Origin of the sequence: Porticoccus sp., assembly GCF_965660005.1 — a bacterium.
Classification (GTDB): domain Bacteria; phylum Pseudomonadota; class Gammaproteobacteria; order Pseudomonadales; family Porticoccaceae; genus Porticoccus.
In genome coordinates this window covers 1-17,133 of the sequence record NZ_CBFHYF010000010.1, presented here as the reverse complement: position 1 = coordinate 17,133, position 17,133 = coordinate 1, and the positions used below count along the sequence as shown (strand labels likewise).

Sequence of the window (17,133 nt, the reverse complement as noted above, 5' to 3'; positions counted from 1 at the left end):
TAACTGTTGTCCATCATAGCGGATTTAGTGCTGAAGTGTTGAGTACGAGGTAGCAAAACAGGTGATATTTCCGAGTGTTAGCCACAATAATGGCTTGACTGGTTGAAGCGGAGAAAATAAAGTGGATGACTCTGTGGACTTGCCAATTGTCCGCTAATTGGTTCCTTGCCAATTTGCCATGTGAGCGTAAGCAGCGTTCGCCGGGCGTCCAGACAGGTTTGTTTATCCACGGACCTGACGCACCGAGTATCACGACCTTGTCGTCGGTAGCGTAATTGCACTTGCAAATCTGTGATGTCATAGCGTTGTGTTTATTTCGCCCCGGCGGAGGAACCGACTTTATGGCTGTTTGATTTTGAGGATTTGCACAGTGGAATTACTGTCTGGCGGTGAAATAGTCATCCGCGCACTGAAAGATGCCGGCGTTAAATACATCTGGGGCTATCCCGGTGGCGCTGCGCTCCATATTTACGATGCCCTGTTCCAGCAAACGGATGTCCAGCATATCCTGGTTCGCCATGAGCAGGCGGCTGTCCATGCGGCGGACGGTCACTCCCGTTCTACCGGGGAGGTGGGAGCTGTGCTGGTGACATCCGGTCCGGGTGCTACCAATGCCATTACCGGTATTGCCACTGCCTACATGGATTCCATTCCTCTGGTGGTCATTTCCGGTCAGGTGCCGAGAGAGAAAATCGGTGAAGACGCCTTTCAGGAAACCGATATGGTGGGGATTTCACGCCCCATCGTAAAGCACAGTTTTTTGGTCAAGGATGCCAGCGAGATCGCCGGTATCATTGCCAAGGCCTTCTTTATTGCGGGGTCGGGCCGGCCGGGTCCTGTGGTTGTCGATATTCCAAAAGATGTGACTGATCCCAATCACCGGGTGCCCTATGAGTATCCCGAAAAAGTCAAAATCCGTTCTTATCAGCCTACCAGCAAGGGGCATTCCGGCCAGATCAAGCGGGCCATTAAAACATTGCTGGGGGCCAGGCGTCCGGTTATCTACAGCGGTGGCGGCGTGATTCTGGGCGAGGCTTCATCCCAGTTGACGGAGTTGGCCCGTCTGATCAATGCGCCGGTCACCAATACCCTGATGGGCCTGGGCGCTTTCCCGGGCTCGGATCCACAGTTTGTCGGCATGCTCGGTATGCATGGCACGTTTGAAGCCAATACGGCAATGCATCACGCCGATGTGATTCTGGCCGTCGGGGCCCGCTTTGATGACCGGGTAACCAATACAACCGGCAAATTTTGTCCCTCGGCAACCATTATTCATATCGACGTGGATCCCACGTCCATCGCAAAAACCATCAAGGCGGACATTCCGATTGTCGGTGCCTGCGATGTGGTATTGCAGGAGATGCTGGAGCAGTTCCAGGATAGCGGCAAGCGACTTGATGAAAAAGCGATGGCGGACTGGTGGAAGCAGATTGATGAGTGGCGCGACCGTCATGGTATTTATACCCGGTCCCGCTATGAGGCCAGTGGCGGCACTACCATCAAGCCACAGGATGTTATCAAGTCGTTGTATCGGGCAACCGGGGGTGACGCTTTCGTCACGTCGGATGTAGGACAGCACCAGATGTTTGCCGCCCAGTATTACCTGTTCGACCAGCCGCGCCGCTGGATCAACTCCGGTGGTCTCGGCACCATGGGTTTCGGGCTGCCCGCAGCCATGGGCGTGCAGTTGGCTCATCCCGACGCCATGGTGGCCTGTGTCACCGGAGAAGGCAGTATCCAGATGTGTATTCAGGAGCTGTCGACCTGTACCCAGTACGGTCTGCCGATCAAGATTATCAACCTGAACAACCAGGCGCTGGGTATGGTGCGCCAATGGCAGGATATGCAGTACAGCAGTCGTTACTCTTCCAGCCTCTACGAAGATTCTCTGCCGGATTTCATTAAATTGGCGGAGGCCTACGGCCATGTGGGTATCAAGGTGACGAACTTCGATGAACTGGATCAGAAGATGGATGAGTGTTTCAGCCTTAAAGACCGTGTGGTGTTTATGGATATCTACGTCGACCGTTCTGAACATGTGTACCCCATGCTGGTGGCACCGAACGGTTCCATGCGTGATATGTGGCTGAGCAAGACGGAGCGCACCTGATGAGACGCATAATTTCAGTTTTGATGGAAAATGAACCGGGTGCGCTGTCGCGTGTGGTGGGCCTGTTTTCCCAGCGCGGTTATAACATTGATACCCTGACGGTGGCCCCCACCGACGATCAGACATTGTCGCGTCTGACGCTGACCACCCACGGCAACGATCAGGTGATTGAGCAGATTACCAAGCATCTCCACAAGTTGATTGATGTGGTCAAGGTGGTTGATCTCACTGAAGGGCCACACATCGAGCGCGAGTTGATGCTGCTCAAGGTGAAGGCTTCCGGCCCGCATCGCGCCGAGATCAAGCGTTGTGTAGATATTTTCCGCGGCCAGATTATCGACGTCAGCACCAATGCTTATACCGTACAGATTGTTGGCAACAGTGATAAACTCGACGCCTTCATTCAAGCGATTGCCGGTGCCGAGATACTCGAGGTTGTTCGTTCCGGCGTTTCCGGGTTGTCCCGCGGGGAGAAAGCACTGCGACTTTAACCCTTTCCATACAGGATGCAGGGCGGCTAAAAACAACCGCCGTGGATTGTGTACCGTTTCAGATTAATTAATAAGACAGGTGAAAAAATGCAAGTTTATTACGATAAAGACTGTGATCTATCCATCATTCAAGGCATGAAAGTGGCCGTGATCGGTTATGGCTCCCAGGGGCACGCTCATGCGCTGAACCTGAAAGATTCCGGAGTGGATGTGACGGTGGGTCTGCGTCCCGGTTCACCGACCGCAGCGAAGGCGGAAAAAGCCGGTCTGGCTGTCAAAAGTGTTCCCGATGCCGTTGCAGCCGCGGATCTGGTGATGATCCTCACCCCCGACGAGTTCCAGTCCCAGCTTTACAAGAATGAAGTCGAACCCAATTTGAAAAAAGGCAGCACGCTGGCCTTCGCCCACGGATTCGCCATTCACTACAATCAGGTAGTCCCACGCAGTGACCTGGATGTGATTATGATTGCGCCAAAGGCCCCTGGCCACACCGTGCGCAACGAGTTCACCAAGGGTGGTGGCATCCCCGATCTGGTGGCGATTTTCCAGGATGCGTCCGGCAAGGCGAAATCCGTCGCGCTGTCCTATGCCTGTGGTGTCGGTGGTGGACGCACCGGGATTATTGAAACAACCTTCAAGGATGAAACCGAAACGGACCTGTTCGGTGAGCAGGCCGTTCTCTGTGGCGGTTGCGTCGAACTGGTCAAGGCGGGCTTTGAAACACTGGTGGAAGCCGGGTACGAGCCTGAGATGGCGTATTTCGAATGCCTGCATGAGCTGAAGCTGATTGTCGATCTCATGTACGAGGGCGGCATTGCCAACATGAACTACTCCATTTCCAACAACGCCGAATACGGTGAATACGTGACCGGCCCGGAAATTATCAATGAGCAGTCCCGAGCGGCCATGCGCAATGCCCTGAAACGTATTCAGAATGGTGAATACGCCAAGATGTTCGTTGCGGAAGGCGCTACCAATTATCCTTCCATGACGGCTTACCGCCGCAATAATGCCGCCCATCAGATTGAGCAGGTTGGCGCCGGTCTGCGTGCGATGATGCCCTGGATTGCCGCCAACAAGCTGGTGGATAAAGAGAAAAACTAGCGGGCCTGTTTCATCCGTGAAAACCGCGCCCTGGCGCGGTTTTTTTGTTGCAGCCGCCAATTTTTAATAAGATGGTTTTTTCTGCGAAAACAACACACCATATACCACTGACAGACAATGCCGAGGCGATAAGATGACGGACAATGAAAAACAGCAAGCGGTTACCGGGAGTGTTGATGCTAAACAGGATGCGCCGCTCGACAGCCATGAGCCTTATGGTCATCACAGCTCTGAGTCCCTTCGCCATAAAGGGATTTACCTGCTGCCGAACCTGTTTACCACCGGAGCGCTGTTCAGCGGTTTTTACGCAATTTTGGCGGGTATGGATGGCAAGTTCCAGGCGGCCGCCATTGCCATTTTTGTGGCCATGATTTTTGATGGCCTCGATGGACTTATTGCCCGAATGACCAATACCTCCAGCGAATTCGGTGTTCAGTATGACAGTCTGTCCGATATGGTGTCATTTGGTGTAGCCCCTGCGATTGTGGTGTTTAGCTGGATGCTCAATGAGGTGGGCAGGATTGGTTGGGCAGCCGCCTTTATTTATGCCTCCTGTGCCGCTTTTCGACTGGCGCGTTTCAATATTCAGGTCGATCTGGTGGACAAACGTTATTTCATCGGTATTGCCAGTCCGACCGGGGCGGCTCTGGTGGCGGCCATGGTGTGGAGCGGCTTTGATGCTGAACCCTCCACCGAGCTGGCACTTTTGGCGGCGCTGGTGACAGCAGTCGCGGGCTTGTTGATGGTATCCAATCTCCGTTATCGTAGCCTCAAGGGCCTGGATCTGAAGGGCAAGGTACCTTTTATGGTGATTTTTGGCATTGCCATGGCGCTGGTGATAATTCTGATTGATCCACCCCGTATCCTGTTCCTGCTTGCTTTGGCGTATTCCCTGTCTGCGCCTCTCGAATGGTTATGGCACAAAAGAAAGCGGGCATGACACGGTATCTGGTTGAGGCGCTGGGTGGGGCAGTGGTTGGCAAAAAACTGGAAACCTGATTGAATAAAGTCACTGTTTTAGCGTGCCTGCATGTGACCATAAAAACGTATTACACAGGAACAGCACAGCTACAGCGGGGTATCTTGGACCACGGTGATGTTGTGTCTGTGCCAGTCCTGCCCTGAGGGGTGACGATTCTTTTTCCAGTTTTATTTATTCCTGTTTGCAAATACCTCCCTCCGTGGAGAGAATTCGCGTAATTATTTTGTCCTGCCCCGGGGAAAGGGGGCGACCGATCTGGAGCAGCAAGCCATGGACAAACAACCGTTGGTGATTTTCGATACGACCTTGCGCGATGGCGAACAAAGTCCTGGTGCCTCCATGACCAAAGAGGAAAAACTTCGTGTCGCCAAGGCACTGGAGAAACTGCGCGTGGACGTTATTGAAGCGGGTTTTGCGGTATCTAGTCAGGGGGACTTTGAAGCCGTCAAATCCATCGCCGATAGCATCAGGGATTCGACAGTGTGCAGTTTGGCCCGCACCACCCATTTGGACATTGAGCGAGCGGCAGAGGCGTTAAAAAATGCCCGCTCGGCGCGCATTCATACCTTTATTGCCACGTCTCCGATTCATATGAAGTACAAGTTGCAGATGACACCCGATCAGGTGGTTGAGCAGGCAGTGTCGGCTGTCAAGCTCGCCCGCAACAAGGTTGGTGATGTGGAGTTTTCGCTGGAGGATGCCAGCCGTTCCGAGTTTGATTTCATGTGCCGTATCATCGAACAGGTGATCAATGCCGGTGCCCGCACAATCAACCTTCCCGATACGGTGGGTTACGGTTTTCCTGCGGAATATGCCGATACCATTGGCCGCCTGATTGCCGCAGTGCCGAATGCAGACAAGGCCATTTTTTCTGTGCACTGTCACAATGACCTCGGTCTGGCGGTTGCCAACTCACTTGCCGCCGTCATGCAGGGTGCCAGGCAGATCGAATGCACCATTAATGGTCTGGGTGAGCGTGCCGGCAATGCCGCACTGGAAGAAATTGTCATGGCGGTGCGCACCCGCAAGGATATTTTTCCGGTGGAGACCCACATCGATACTACCCAGATTGTTGCCACGTCACGTCTGGTATCCAGTATCACCGGCTTTCCGGTTCAGCCGAATAAGGCCATCGTCGGTGCCAACGCCTTTGCACACGAGTCCGGTATTCATCAGGACGGTGTACTGAAGTACCGTGAGACCTATGAAATCATGAAAGCACAGGATGTGGGCTGGAGTACCAACAAAATTGTGCTGGGCAAGTTGTCCGGGCGAGCGGCGTTTTCCTCCCGACTGGAAACGCTCGGTATTCAGTTCGACAGCAAGGACGTGATGAATGAAGCCTTTCTGCGTTTCAAGGAGCTGGCGGACAAGAAGCGCGAGATCTATGACGAAGATCTTCAGGCACTGGTTTCCGAAATACGGGTCAAGGAAGATGGCATTGAACACATGATTCTGGGCGATCTGGCGGTAACGACCAAAACGGGGCAGTTGCCTCACGCGGCATTGAGCCTGACCTATAAAGGCGAACATTACCGTACGTCTGCCGATGGCGATGGCCCGGTAGACGCGGTGTTCAAGGCGATTGAAAAACTGATCAACAGCGAGGCTGAACTTAAACTGTATCTGGTGAATGCGGTTACAGAAGGAACCGATTCCCAGGGTGAAGTCACGGTAAGGCTGGAAAAAGGAGGGCGTATCGTCAATGGGCAGGGGGCTGATACCGATATTCTGGTGGCTAGCGCGAGGGCGTACCTGAATGCACTGAGTTTGCTGGAAAATCCCGATCGTCTGCACCCACAGCTGGGCGGGGTATAGCGTTCATGGCTGAGCCCCGGGAGTTGCGTGACTGGTATCTGGGTACCCTGGGGGTTGTGCAGTATCGCCCGAGGGATACAGCGCCCATTGCGCTCGATTTTCACCAGGAACCCAAAGAAACCGAAGTGGCAAATACTATTGCCCCGTCAGAGGCGGTTGTTGCTCTGCAGCAGAGCTCCGGGCTTTCCCGGGATGAAGAAGACGGGTTGACTGATTTACAGGAAGAGCAGATTGCCCGTTTCAGACTGGCCTGTTGGCAATCGGGCGATGACCTGCTGGTGCTCAATGGGCTGATACCGGGCAGTTTGCCCGTACAGGAGGAATCCGGCCTGCTCGCCAATATGCTGCGGGCAGTGGGCCGTCTCGGGGATGTATTTCCGCCGCCTCAACTACTTGACTGGCCACCTTCGGTGACGGATCAAACCGGTAAATCTGGTGCCGAGGGGATGCTGTCCGTGTTTGTGGAAACCCGTGTCAAAAAACAGGGGGTACTCTGGATCCTGCTGATGGGTGAATTGCCCGCCGACCTGTTGTTGCCCTCGGGAACTCCCTACCCTGCATCTGTCGGCCGGATGGAGGAACTATCTGGTGGCGCCAGAGTTATTGTTACACCCAGCCTGCAGGAGATGTTGACTGCGCCCGAACTTAAAGGCGACGCCTGGCGAGCCATACGGGTGATGACCCTTCAGTCATGACACCCGTCATTCGCAAAATGCTGACCGTTGATCTGCCGTTGATTTCGGCTATTGAGCAACAGGTAACCCCCCATCCCTGGCGTGAATCCCAGTTCAGAGAGAGCCTCGACAAACACCAGTGCCTGACCATGACCCTGCAAGACCAGCCGGTGGGCTATGCCGTTTATACCATTGTGCTCGGTGAAGCAGAGATTCTGAATATTGCGGTAGGGCGGGGTTTCCAAGGTCGAGGTTACGGTCGACAATTGCTCAACCACATGATTGGTTTAATGGCTGCTCAGGCTGAGCGATTATTTCTCGAAGTTCGCGCCACTAATGCACCGGCACTGGCACTGTATCAGGACGTGGGTTTGGTCGAGATCTGTCTGCGAAGAAATTACTATCAAAACGATTCTGGTCAGGAAGATGCCATTGTCATGGCAATGGATTTCGCCGGTTTCCTGTGAGGGCCTGCGCATTGAAGTGCCAATCTGTTATTTGGTTCCCTGAAAAATGTGAACGGGTTCTCATAATTCGTATTATCAGCCCCGTTTTTTGTCCTCTCGTCGTGAATTTTACTACCTGCGATCCTTCCCTGTTGCAGACTCCCTAAAATCATGTGGATTAATATAAGAATGCGGTACTCTTATGGAAACTATTGCGGATGAGGCCAAGCAAATCGCCAGATTTGAAGTGGCGAAGTTGCTGTTGGAGAGACTGCCGTTTTTTCTTGTCGTCACATCAGGGTTTTGCCTGATGCAGATTTTGACCTGGGGTGGGCTTTCTGTCTATTGGCCAATGGTGCTGTGGGTTCTCTATAGCCTTGGTGTGATTGTGCCCGGCTGGTTGCTCATTCGTAGATTGTCGGTGACCTATACAGTGGTTGGCATTAATCAAAAACTGGTGGAAGACATCAATAACCTGGCCATCGTGCTGGCTGTCATGACAGGCCTGATCTGGGTCTTTGCCAGTTTCGTGCAGTTTTATCTCAGGGAAGCGAACCAATGGCTTTATTTGACCGCGTTGGTGGCTATCGCTGTTATCAATGCAGTGCTGCTCAGCCATAACCTCAAAGCTGCGTTGCTCGGAGTGGTGGTAATAATGCTGCCCTTGCTGATTCAGATCTCTTTTGTTGGCAGTGAAGCCACACTCTATTTTATGTTTTTTACGGCAGGTACTGTTGCTGTGCTGTACGTTGGCTTGCGCTATCAACAGGGGGTTCTTTAGCAGAATATCGCTCTTCGCAGTCAGGCCGAGGCGGCACGAATACAACAGGAAGCATCCAGCTTCCTGCTCGAGCAGCACTGGCAAAATGCACCGCTACCGGCTATTCAGTGGGATCGCCAGCAGTGCATCACCGGCTGGAATCTCAGCGCTGAAAGGCTGTTTGGCTATCCCGCGACAGAGGTATTTGGGCTCAGGGCGATTTCCTGGTGCCACCGGGATCGCTTGAGTCATTTCGTACAATGTGGCAAGCCCTGATGAAAAAGGATGAGCAGGGTTATTACGCTGTTCATGACGTAACCGACAGGAATGGCCAAATAAAAACATGCGAGTGGCACAACACGCCGCTGACAAAAGACGGCAAGCTGATTGGAATTGCCTCTTTCATCAAGGACGTGACTTCCCAGATTGAAGATCAGGAAACCATCGAGCGGCAGGCGACCTAGGATAATCTGACCGCATTGCCAAACCGCAGTCGCATGATGGGTGAGCTGGATGCCGCGATCTCCGGTTCCCAACGCAACAAACAATTTGGCGCTGTTATTTTTCTCGATCTCGACCACTTCAAGGATATCAATGACACCCAGGGCCATCATGTGGGTGACATGGTGCTGCAGTTTTTTGCCGAGCTGTTGCGGCAGGCGGTTCGCAAGGAAGATGTGGTTGCCCGGTTCGGCGGTGATGAGTTCGTGGTGCTGATACAGGATTTGGGTCTAAAAGTAGCTGAAGCAAGAGCCAGAGTGCTCGCCATTGCCGATAAAATCATGGAGATGGGTAAAACGGTCTGTAAACAACGGGGCCTGGAATACGAAATTGAAGTCAGTGGCGGTATCGTCACGTTTCGGGGCAATCGCCACTCGCCAAATGATCTGCTAAAGCAGGCCGATCTGGCGATGTATCGGGTTAAAAACTACGGCCGGAAAGGTTTCAGTTTCTATGACGACTCCCTCGCGATCGAAGCGGAATACCGGGTCAGCCTGATACGCGAGTTGCGTCAGGGTGTCGAAAACAAGGAGTTTGATTTGCACTTTCAGTCCATCGTCAACGCCGATGGCGAGATTTTATTTGCTGAAGCATTGCTCCGCTGGAACCGCCCCTCACAGCGTATTGTGGCGGCCAGTGAGTTTATCGAATTCATGGCGACCCTGCCGAAGATGCATGAAGTAGGGCTGTGGATCCTTGAAAGTGCCTGCATCAATCTCCGGAAATGGATGGATGAGGGACTCTGGTCAGCAGAGTGTGCGCTATTTGTGAATATCAGTCCCAAGCAGTTCGAGAATGAGCACTTTGCCACCGAGGTGAAAAAGCTGATCAGGCAATATGCCATTGACCCCCATCAACTGGTACTGGAAATTACCGAGGAAAGCCTGATTCACAATCTTGATAAGGTCGAGAGTCAGCTTCAGGAGTTGCTGGACTTTGGCTTGCGGATTGCCCTGGATGATTTTGGTACGGGCTATTCCTCACTGGCGATGCTGCAAAAGCTGCTGGTGCAGTTTGTCAAACTGGACCGGAGTTTTATTAATGACCTGGCTTCATCGGAAGATACTTTTTCAATCGTCAAGGCGGTCATCAAACTCTGTCAGATCATGTCCCTTGACGTGATCGCCGAAGGGGTTGAGACCGAGGAGCAGCACCATATTCTCGCCGAACTCGGTTGTGATTACTTCCAGGGTTACTGTTTCAGCAAGCCTGTGTCAGCAGAACAATTCGAGACGCTGATTCAGTCCGCATCAGAGAGTGCACTTTTACAGCTTGTGAAATAGGCTGTTGATCTCCCGATGGTCGGTAAAGCGTGCACTGAATGATAGGGAACAGGTATAGTCATACGGCGTTTTTGACGGGGTGATCAGTGGACAAAATTCCGCTGGGGATCGCCCGCCTGATGAGCGTCACCACAACGGCGGTCATAAGCGGGAGAGCCATCTCACCCGCTGGTACCTGAATCCCCACCCGGTAGCATCGCATCTGATAACTCTGGTACAACATCGGGAAGAATGATCATGAGCAGCAGCAAGCCACTGAAAGTCCCCTATCGCCTGATTCTCCTCGACCTGTTGGGCGCTGTGCTGGCCGCGATGGGTATCCTGCAATTAATCGATGGTGGTGGTGTTTCCGCCTGGATCATGACGATAGCCGGTTTTCTGTTGATGATACCCCTGGTACTGATAATTTTTCGTTTGCTGGCTGCTCCGCAATCCAGAGAACATCATCGGGGAGATGGTTAATGGATATTGTCTACTGGCACTGGCTGGTGCTGGCTGTTCTGCTGGTGATACTGGAGATTGTAGTGCCCAGTTTTGCCATCCTCTGGTTCGGCCTGGGTGCTTTTATTGTGGGAGTCCTGTTGTGGTTGGTGCCACAGTTGTCGGTGACGGGCCAGCTGCTGGTCTGGCTAATTGCTTCCAGCGGTTTCGCGCTGTTCTGGTTTAAATACCTGAAACCGCGAATGTTGGATAAAACCCTGGCTGGACTCTCCAGAGAGGCTGCCATCGGCGAATCGGGTCGGGTCATAAAACTGCCCGTTGAGCACGGTCGGGGAGTGGTGCGTTTTACCACACCGCTAGTCGGTGCCGATGAATGGGAATTTATCTGCGACCAAACGGTATCATTGGGTGACCGGGTATTCATCAAGGAGTTTTCCGGTAATACTCTGGTGGTGGTGAAGCTCGATTGAATAGCTGATCGGCATTGACCGATTTTGGCACGTTAACTGTATCTTGGGTGAGTGGCATGGGTGGCACAGTTGTTGTTTTGGCAGTTCTGGTACTGCTGGTTATTACCGTTGGCCTGGGTGTCCGCATTGTGCCCCAGGGGAGCAAGCACGTGGTTCAGCGGCTGGGAAAGTTTCATAAAATACTGCCACCGGGACTGAATATTATTATTCCCTATATCGATACTGTGGCTTACCGGGTGTCCACCAAAGATATCGTGCTGGACATTCCCTCGCAGGAAGTTATTACCAAGGATAACGTGGTTATCGTTGCCAATGCCGTGGCCTATATCAATATCGTGGCACCGGAAAAAGCGGTCTACGGCGTTGAGGACTATGAACTGGCGATTAGAAACCTAGTCCAGACCTCACTGCGCTCGATTGTTGGCGAGATGGATCTGGATGATGCGCTTTCCTCCAGAGACCAGATCAAGGCCAAATTAAAAACGTCCATATCCGACGATATTTCCGACTGGGGCATTGTCATGAAGACGGTGGAAATTCAGGACATCAATCCCTCGGGAACCATGCAGCAGGCGATGGAAGAGCAGGCAGCAGCCGAGCGCCAGCGCCGTGCCACGGTGACCCGTGCCGATGGCGAGAAAACGGCGGCCATTCTTGAAGCCGAGGGGCGGCTGGAAGCTTCCCAGCGCGATGCCGAAGCCAAGGTGGTACTGGCAACAGCCACCCAGGAGGCTATCGAAAAAGTCACTGCGGGCATCCAGGACAAGGAGCTGCCGGCGGTCTATTTACTGGGTGAAAAATATGTTGAGGCGATGCGTGAACTGGCCGTCTCGGAGAATGCCAAAGTGGTGCTGTTACCGGGGGATATTCCCGCTGCGGTCAGGGGCTTGATGAGTACGGCCAAATAGCCCCACTGAGCGAAGGATGGACAGGTTTCTGTCAACCGGTTCTGCCAGAAAACGTTTTCTTTCCAGAGGGTACAACCCCCTGCCATGTAATGGAAAAATCACACTGGAGCACAGGATGATGATATTGCGTCTATCTCTGATCTTACTGTTGTCCGTGATGGCGACAGGCTGCACCAGTCAGCGTCAATCGGGTTACGGCGAGGCGGGCGGTATTATTATCGATACTCAGGGTGTCGATATGTCCTATTACAGTGCCGATCTTGCCGACTGCCAGCGCTATGCTTCCGAGGTGCGTGTGGCGGAGCGAACAGCGACCTCGGCGGCGGGTGGCGCGGTGGTTGGTGGTGTGGTCGGAGCGATTGTCGGTGATTCCGGCACGGCCAGGAAGGGGGCCGGCGTCGGTGCGGTCACCGGTGCCATCAAGGGGGTGTCATCCGGTAGCGCGGAACGGGACCGTGTGGTCAAGAACTGTCTTCGGGGTCGTGGGTACCGGGTGCTGAATTAGCTGGCAGCGCTTTCTTTTTGCTGGCGTGGGTCCGTCAGGCAATCAGCATCAAAGGATAGGGTAGCCAGTCGGGTAGATCCGCCAGCTCCGTGGCCGACAACGTTTCAAAATGGCTTTTTGACATCATGATCAGCGATCCTGCCGGCAGTCGCAGGTGCCGCAAATCTCGCGGGTGAATGGATTTTACCCGCTGAAAGTGCAGCCTTACGCCATCAACAGGCAGTTGATCGGCAATCTCTGCAGGCAATACTGTTTCACTGAGCAGGGTGACGTCCGATACTATCCCGTTGAGCGACAGCCGTTTCACGATATCCAGTGCCCGGTGAAATTGTGGGGATGCGTCATAAATCAGGATCAGTTGTTGGCTGGGTTGTGAAGATGAGGCCTGACGGTTTGGCCTCGCTGAAGTGCGGATACGCCCCGGGAAAAAAATATCGTAGCCCTCGTGGGATAATGCAGAGGGTGCCAGCATTCCGCTCTCAATACGGAAGGTGCAGGCCACTTCCTGTTGTGAGGACAGTTGCTCCAGTAACTGCCGTGCTCTGGATGAAGCTATTTTGCTGGACTTGATCATGGCTTCTCTGCCAAGTAGACGCTCCTCCCCCGAGAGGCTCGAAATTTCACAGGCAAAGGGCAACCCTGCGGCCGCCATCAATCGACTGTCTTCGATATACAGGCCGGCCAGAGAGGCGTTGAGCCATCTGGCTATGGTCACCAGCGACAACAGATCGGTCTCGGTGCCGCTCAACGCGTCCAGAGCGATTAAAATTCTGCGCTCACTCTGCATGGTCATTGCCCTGTGCATTATCAGCAGAAAATTTTCGGGCGGTTTGTATCCACGCTTCAATTTTTGACATGACTTTTCCGTTCACGGAGTCGGGCGGGTACTCTCCCTGGTCATCGGCATCACCTGCAGACATTCCGGTCAGTAGAGCGACCGCTTCGTCAATTGTGGAAACAGCATAGATATGAAACTTGCCCTGACTGACGGCATCGATTACGCGTTGCTCCAGCATCAGGTGCTGGGTATTGGCGGCGGGCATTACTACCCCCTGATCGCCGGTCAGTCCGCGGGCACAGCAAATATCGTAGAAGCCCTCAATCTTCTGGTTGATGCCACCAATTGCCTGAACCTGCCCATGTTGATTGATGGAGCCGGTCACCGCGAGAGATTGCCTGATCGGGATATCGGCTATTGCCGAGAGAAGCACGGTGATTTCAGCCACGGAGGCGCTGTCGCCCTCAACCCCGCCATAGGATTGCTCAAAGACCAGACTGGCGGAGACCGGTAGCGGTCGGTTCCGGGCGTAACGGTTGGCAATAAAGGCGGACAGGATCAACACGGCTTTTGAGTGAATATTGCCACCCAGTTTTACCTCGCGTTCGATATCCAGCACTTTGCCGCGCCCGAGCCGGGCCTGGGCGGTAATACGCGTGGGCCGGCCGAATACATACTCACCCAGTTGGTAGACGGAAAGCCCGTTGATCTGGGCGATATGTTCGCCCCGGGTATCCACCAGCTGTATTTCCCTGAGAATGCTTTCCTGAACCCGCTCCCTGAACTGATCCATCCGCTTGGATGCTGCATCTATCGCGGCCTGGACATGTACCGCCGCGATCTGTTCCATATTGGCCTGTTCGGCAAAATAGTCGCTTTCACAGAGCAGGTCGGTGAGGAGATTAAGGTGCAGGGGCAATTTCTCGGCATCTTCAAGCATTCGGGAGCCCTGTTCAATAACCCGTGCCACGGCACTCTGATTGAGCGGCCGAATGCCCTTGCGGTGTTGCAGTGAGGCAATCAACCGGGCATAACCCAGGGTATTCGCGTCGGTGCGGGGCAATTCTTCGGACAGATCGGCGGGCACTTTGAACAGCAGATTGAAATCCGGGTCATAGGCTTGCAGCAAGTAGTAGACCGTTCTGTCGCCCAGTAGAATAACCTTGATGTCCAGTGGCACCGGCTCGGGTTCAAGGGACTTGGTGCTCACCAGACTGAGCAATTGGTCAATCGACTCAATCCGTGCTTCCCGGGATTGCAGTGCCCGCTTGAGGGCGTCCCAGGCAAAGGGATTGGTGAGAACTTTAATGGCATCCAGCAGCAGGTAGCCGCCGTTGGCACGATGCAGTGCACCACCCTTTATCAAGGTAAAGTCGGTAGTCAGGGTGCCGTACTGCGCTTCATGTTCGACTCTGCCCAGCAGGTTGATCAGGGACGGATTGTTTTCATAGACAATGGGTGCCGTGCAGGCTCCGCTGTTATCCACCAACACATTGACCTTGTACATTGGAAATTCATGTACGCGGGTTTTCAGATTTTCCGGGACACTGGAATGCTCTTCCTCTTCACGGAATGCATCGACGTTTTCTATTACATCCCGCTTGGCCAGGGCCAGAAACTCAATCACATCGGCGTACTCGGCATAGCGGTTCTGAAGTTCCTTGAATATCTGGCCCACTGCATTCTGGACAATAGCCTGATTCAGTTTTTTGAATTGCTCCCGGCTCGATTTCACCCACATGGGCATTTTTTGAACCACTTCTTTCAGCTCTTCCTTGAGTTCGTTGATGTTCTGTTCGATGACCGTTTTTTCATCGTCGTTCAAGGCTTCAAATTCGTCAGAGGTAATGATTTTGTCATTCAGCAGCGGCGCGAGAGTGTAGCCCGTTGGTGTCTGCAGCAATGCGATGTTGCGTGCTTTCGCTTTCTCTTTTAACTGTGAGAAAGCCTGCTGTTCCTGGTCATTGAAAGCATCGGTGATGTCATTCAGTCTGGCTTTGTATTCTGCACTTTGAAACACGCCGGGAATGGTCACCAGCAAATCTTCAACGCATTGCTCCATGTCTTTCCGCAACTGTTGTGCCAGGCCACAGGGCAGCTTTAATACTTTCGGTTGATGCGGTGCGCCGAAGTTATTGACGTAGCACCAATCGCTGGGTTTTGGCCGGTCAAATGTCTGTTGATGCAGGAAATCCTGCAACATCTCGTGTTTGCCCATGCCGGAAGATCCCAGCACATAGATGTTGTAACCCTCGTGGCGGATCCCCAATCCAAAGCGCAGGGCGTCCAGGGCGCGGTCCTGGCCATAGTAATTGTCGAGGTGCTCAAGCTCGGTAGTATCCCCGAAAGGCAGGGTAGCCGGATCACAGTGCCGATAGAGGCGCTCAGCAGGTAAAGGCAAGGATTGTTTGTTCTTCACAAGGTACTCTCTGGTCTGACAAATTGGGCGGGAAACACCGTCGTCGAATACTCGATAAACGGGTTTCATTATCAGTTTAGTGTTCCGTTGCGCTGTTGACCATATAGCAAAAAGTTTCATCCATTAATGCCCTGCCCCCGGTCTGTTGGTGACCAGGCTTTACTGTTTGTGATCAGGTAGTCAGAAGCAGGCGACAGGGAATTGCTATTGCTTGACCGGACGTTTTTGCAGTTTTCTCTGCAGGGTACGGCGGTGCATACCGAGACTGCGGGCGGTGGCAGAGATATTGCCGGCATTTTCTGCCAGAACCCGCTGGATATGCTCCCACTCAAGGCGTTCCACCGAGGGCGGGCTTTCACTAATGCCGATCGCCCCGGGGGTGGCATCGGTATCGAATGCCGCGAGAATATCCTCCACCGAGGCGGGCTTGCAGAGGTAGTTCAAGGCTCCCAGCTTGATGGCTTCCACCGCTGTAGAGATACTGGAATAGCCGGTGAGGATCAGCACCTCGAGTTGGGCGTTGAGCTGAATCAGCTTTGGCAGCAGATGCAGCCCAGACTCGCATTCCAGCTTCAGATCCACCACAGCCCGGCGGGGATTGTACTGTCGACACAAATCCAGGGCTTCACTGGCATTGCAGGCAGTGAGAACCAGATAGCCGCGACGGCCCATGGCGCGTCCAAGAATACGGGTGAACGTGGCATCGTCGTCCACGATAAGCAGGTATCGATTATCCTGCATGGTTGCCCTGTAACGGTAGAACAACCCGGGTCATATTCCCAGAGTCCGCCCCGGGCTTCATGGTGACGGTACCGCCGTAGCGTTGCAGCGTGGCCTGGGTGAGAAACAGCCCGAGTCCCATCCCTTCAGGTTTGTTGGAGGTAAAAGCGCTACCAAGCCTGCTTTGCAACTGTGGTGCAACTCCGTCACCATAATCCTTGATGCAGAGTTCGACTTGCTGCGAATCCCAACTCACTTCTACATCGATCTGATCGGGACTGGCGTCGGCCGCGTTGTTGAGCAGACTGGTGAGGGATTGGGCAATAGTCGGGTGCAGGCGGGTGTGGATATCCGGCAGGTTATCCGGATAACGGATGTTGGCCTGCACCCGGGGACGCATCAGCTGCCAGCGTTCGAACAACTTGTCAAAGTAATGTCGCAGGTCGATCTTCTCCCCACCATCGAGGGTGCCCTCGGCAGTGGCCACCAGCTGCTTGAGGGTAAGCCGACACTGCTCAATCTGTTGTTGCAGAATCTTCAGGTCGTCGTCCGGGTTGGATGGGTCTGCCACCATTTCGTCCACCACAATCTTCATGGTATTGAGTGGCGTACCCAGTTCATGTGCAGTGCCAGCGGCCAGAGAGCCGATGGCCAGCAGTTGTTCGTCGCGCAGTTGGTTTTCCCGCTGCGTGGTCAGCTGGTCCTCCTGTTGCTTCAGGGTGC

General features: G+C 53.6%; 19 protein-coding genes. 15 read left to right on the top strand and 4 right to left on the bottom strand.

Annotated elements, in window-relative coordinates:
* The first annotated feature begins 370 nt into the window (after positions 1 to 370).
* The 15 genes from ACTF5G_RS04045 to ACTF5G_RS03975 all read left to right on the top strand — a co-directional run bounded on the left by ACTF5G_RS04045 (position 371) and on the right by ACTF5G_RS03975 (position 12,493).
* Entirely contained in the window at positions 371 to 2,110 is a 1,740-nt protein-coding gene (locus ACTF5G_RS04045; RefSeq protein ID WP_438951537.1) for an acetolactate synthase 3 large subunit, read from the top strand.
* Positions 2,110 to 2,601, top strand: a complete 492-nt coding sequence (ilvN, locus tag ACTF5G_RS04040) for an acetolactate synthase small subunit (RefSeq protein WP_438951536.1) — start codon at positions 2,110 to 2,112, stop codon at positions 2,599 to 2,601. Before ACTF5G_RS04045 ends, ilvN begins: the two co-directional genes overlap by 1 nt.
* An 87-nt stretch (positions 2,602 to 2,688) precedes the next feature.
* Positions 2,689 to 3,705 (top strand): ketol-acid reductoisomerase, encoded by a 1,017-nt coding sequence (gene ilvC / locus ACTF5G_RS04035; RefSeq protein WP_438951535.1) that lies wholly within the window; start codon positions 2,689 to 2,691, stop codon positions 3,703 to 3,705.
* A 133-nt stretch (positions 3,706 to 3,838) separates the two neighbouring features.
* Complete coding sequence (pssA, locus tag ACTF5G_RS04030) at positions 3,839 to 4,645, top strand: CDP-diacylglycerol--serine O-phosphatidyltransferase (RefSeq protein ID WP_438951534.1); 807 nt, start codon at positions 3,839 to 3,841, stop codon at positions 4,643 to 4,645.
* A gap of 312 nt (positions 4,646 to 4,957) precedes the next feature.
* Positions 4,958 to 6,505, top strand: a complete 1,548-nt coding sequence (locus ACTF5G_RS04025) for a 2-isopropylmalate synthase (protein ID WP_438951533.1) — start codon at positions 4,958 to 4,960, stop codon at positions 6,503 to 6,505.
* A 5-nt stretch (positions 6,506 to 6,510) separates the two neighbouring features.
* The gene (locus tag ACTF5G_RS04020) at positions 6,511 to 7,200 is read left to right on the top strand and encodes a hypothetical protein (RefSeq protein WP_438951532.1); all 690 of its coding nucleotides are present in this window, start codon (positions 6,511 to 6,513) and stop codon (positions 7,198 to 7,200) included.
* Complete coding sequence (gene rimI / locus ACTF5G_RS04015; protein WP_438951531.1) at positions 7,197 to 7,646, top strand: ribosomal protein S18-alanine N-acetyltransferase; 450 nt, start codon at positions 7,197 to 7,199, stop codon at positions 7,644 to 7,646. The genes ACTF5G_RS04020 and rimI overlap by 4 nt, the downstream gene beginning before the upstream one ends.
* Positions 7,647 to 7,827: 181 nt before the next feature.
* Complete coding sequence (locus ACTF5G_RS04010) at positions 7,828 to 8,406, top strand: hypothetical protein (protein ID WP_438951530.1); 579 nt, start codon at positions 7,828 to 7,830, stop codon at positions 8,404 to 8,406.
* Positions 8,407 to 8,412: 6 nt separating this feature from the next.
* Positions 8,413 to 8,661, top strand: coding sequence for a PAS domain-containing protein (locus ACTF5G_RS04005; protein WP_438951572.1), 249 nt, complete (start codon positions 8,413 to 8,415; stop codon positions 8,659 to 8,661).
* Positions 8,613 to 8,849, top strand: coding sequence for a PAS domain S-box protein (locus tag ACTF5G_RS04000; protein ID WP_438951529.1), 237 nt, complete (start codon positions 8,613 to 8,615; stop codon positions 8,847 to 8,849). Before ACTF5G_RS04005 ends, ACTF5G_RS04000 begins: the two co-directional genes overlap by 49 nt.
* Positions 8,850 to 8,855: 6 nt before the next feature.
* Positions 8,856 to 10,169, top strand: coding sequence for a putative bifunctional diguanylate cyclase/phosphodiesterase (locus ACTF5G_RS03995; protein ID WP_438951571.1), 1,314 nt, complete (start codon positions 8,856 to 8,858; stop codon positions 10,167 to 10,169).
* Positions 10,170 to 10,406: 237 nt separating this feature from the next.
* Positions 10,407 to 10,631 carry a hypothetical protein gene (locus ACTF5G_RS03990; protein WP_438951528.1) on the top strand — a complete coding sequence of 75 codons (225 nt, stop codon included), beginning with the start codon at positions 10,407 to 10,409 and terminating at the stop codon, positions 10,629 to 10,631.
* Complete coding sequence (locus tag ACTF5G_RS03985; RefSeq protein ID WP_438951527.1) at positions 10,631 to 11,080, top strand: NfeD family protein; 450 nt, start codon at positions 10,631 to 10,633, stop codon at positions 11,078 to 11,080. The genes ACTF5G_RS03990 and ACTF5G_RS03985 overlap by 1 nt, the downstream gene beginning before the upstream one ends.
* 56 nt (positions 11,081 to 11,136) lie before the next feature.
* Positions 11,137 to 11,988, top strand: a complete 852-nt coding sequence (locus ACTF5G_RS03980) for an SPFH domain-containing protein (protein WP_438951526.1) — start codon at positions 11,137 to 11,139, stop codon at positions 11,986 to 11,988.
* Between the two features lie 115 nt (positions 11,989 to 12,103).
* Entirely contained in the window at positions 12,104 to 12,493 is a 390-nt protein-coding gene (locus ACTF5G_RS03975; protein WP_438951525.1) for a glycine zipper family protein, read from the top strand.
* 34 nt (positions 12,494 to 12,527) lie between these two features.
* Here ACTF5G_RS03975 and ACTF5G_RS03970 read toward each other — a convergent pair whose 3' ends face one another.
* The 4 genes from ACTF5G_RS03970 to ACTF5G_RS03955 form a co-directional block, all read right to left on the bottom strand.
* Positions 12,528 to 13,280 carry a hypothetical protein gene (locus ACTF5G_RS03970; protein ID WP_438951524.1) on the bottom strand — a complete coding sequence of 251 codons (753 nt, stop codon included), beginning with the start codon at positions 13,278 to 13,280 and terminating at the stop codon, positions 12,528 to 12,530.
* Positions 13,270 to 15,690: a Lon protease family protein gene (locus ACTF5G_RS03965; protein WP_438951523.1), complete on the bottom strand. Its 2,421-nt coding sequence runs from the start codon at positions 15,688 to 15,690 to the stop codon at positions 13,270 to 13,272. Before ACTF5G_RS03965 ends, ACTF5G_RS03970 begins: the two co-directional genes overlap by 11 nt.
* Positions 15,691 to 15,894: 204 nt before the next feature.
* Entirely contained in the window at positions 15,895 to 16,431 is a 537-nt protein-coding gene (locus ACTF5G_RS03960) for a response regulator transcription factor (RefSeq protein WP_438951522.1), read from the bottom strand.
* A partial coding sequence (locus ACTF5G_RS03955) for a sensor histidine kinase (protein WP_438951521.1) occupies positions 16,421 to 17,133 on the bottom strand: 713 nt, incomplete at its 5' end. The genes ACTF5G_RS03955 and ACTF5G_RS03960, both read right to left, overlap by 11 nt.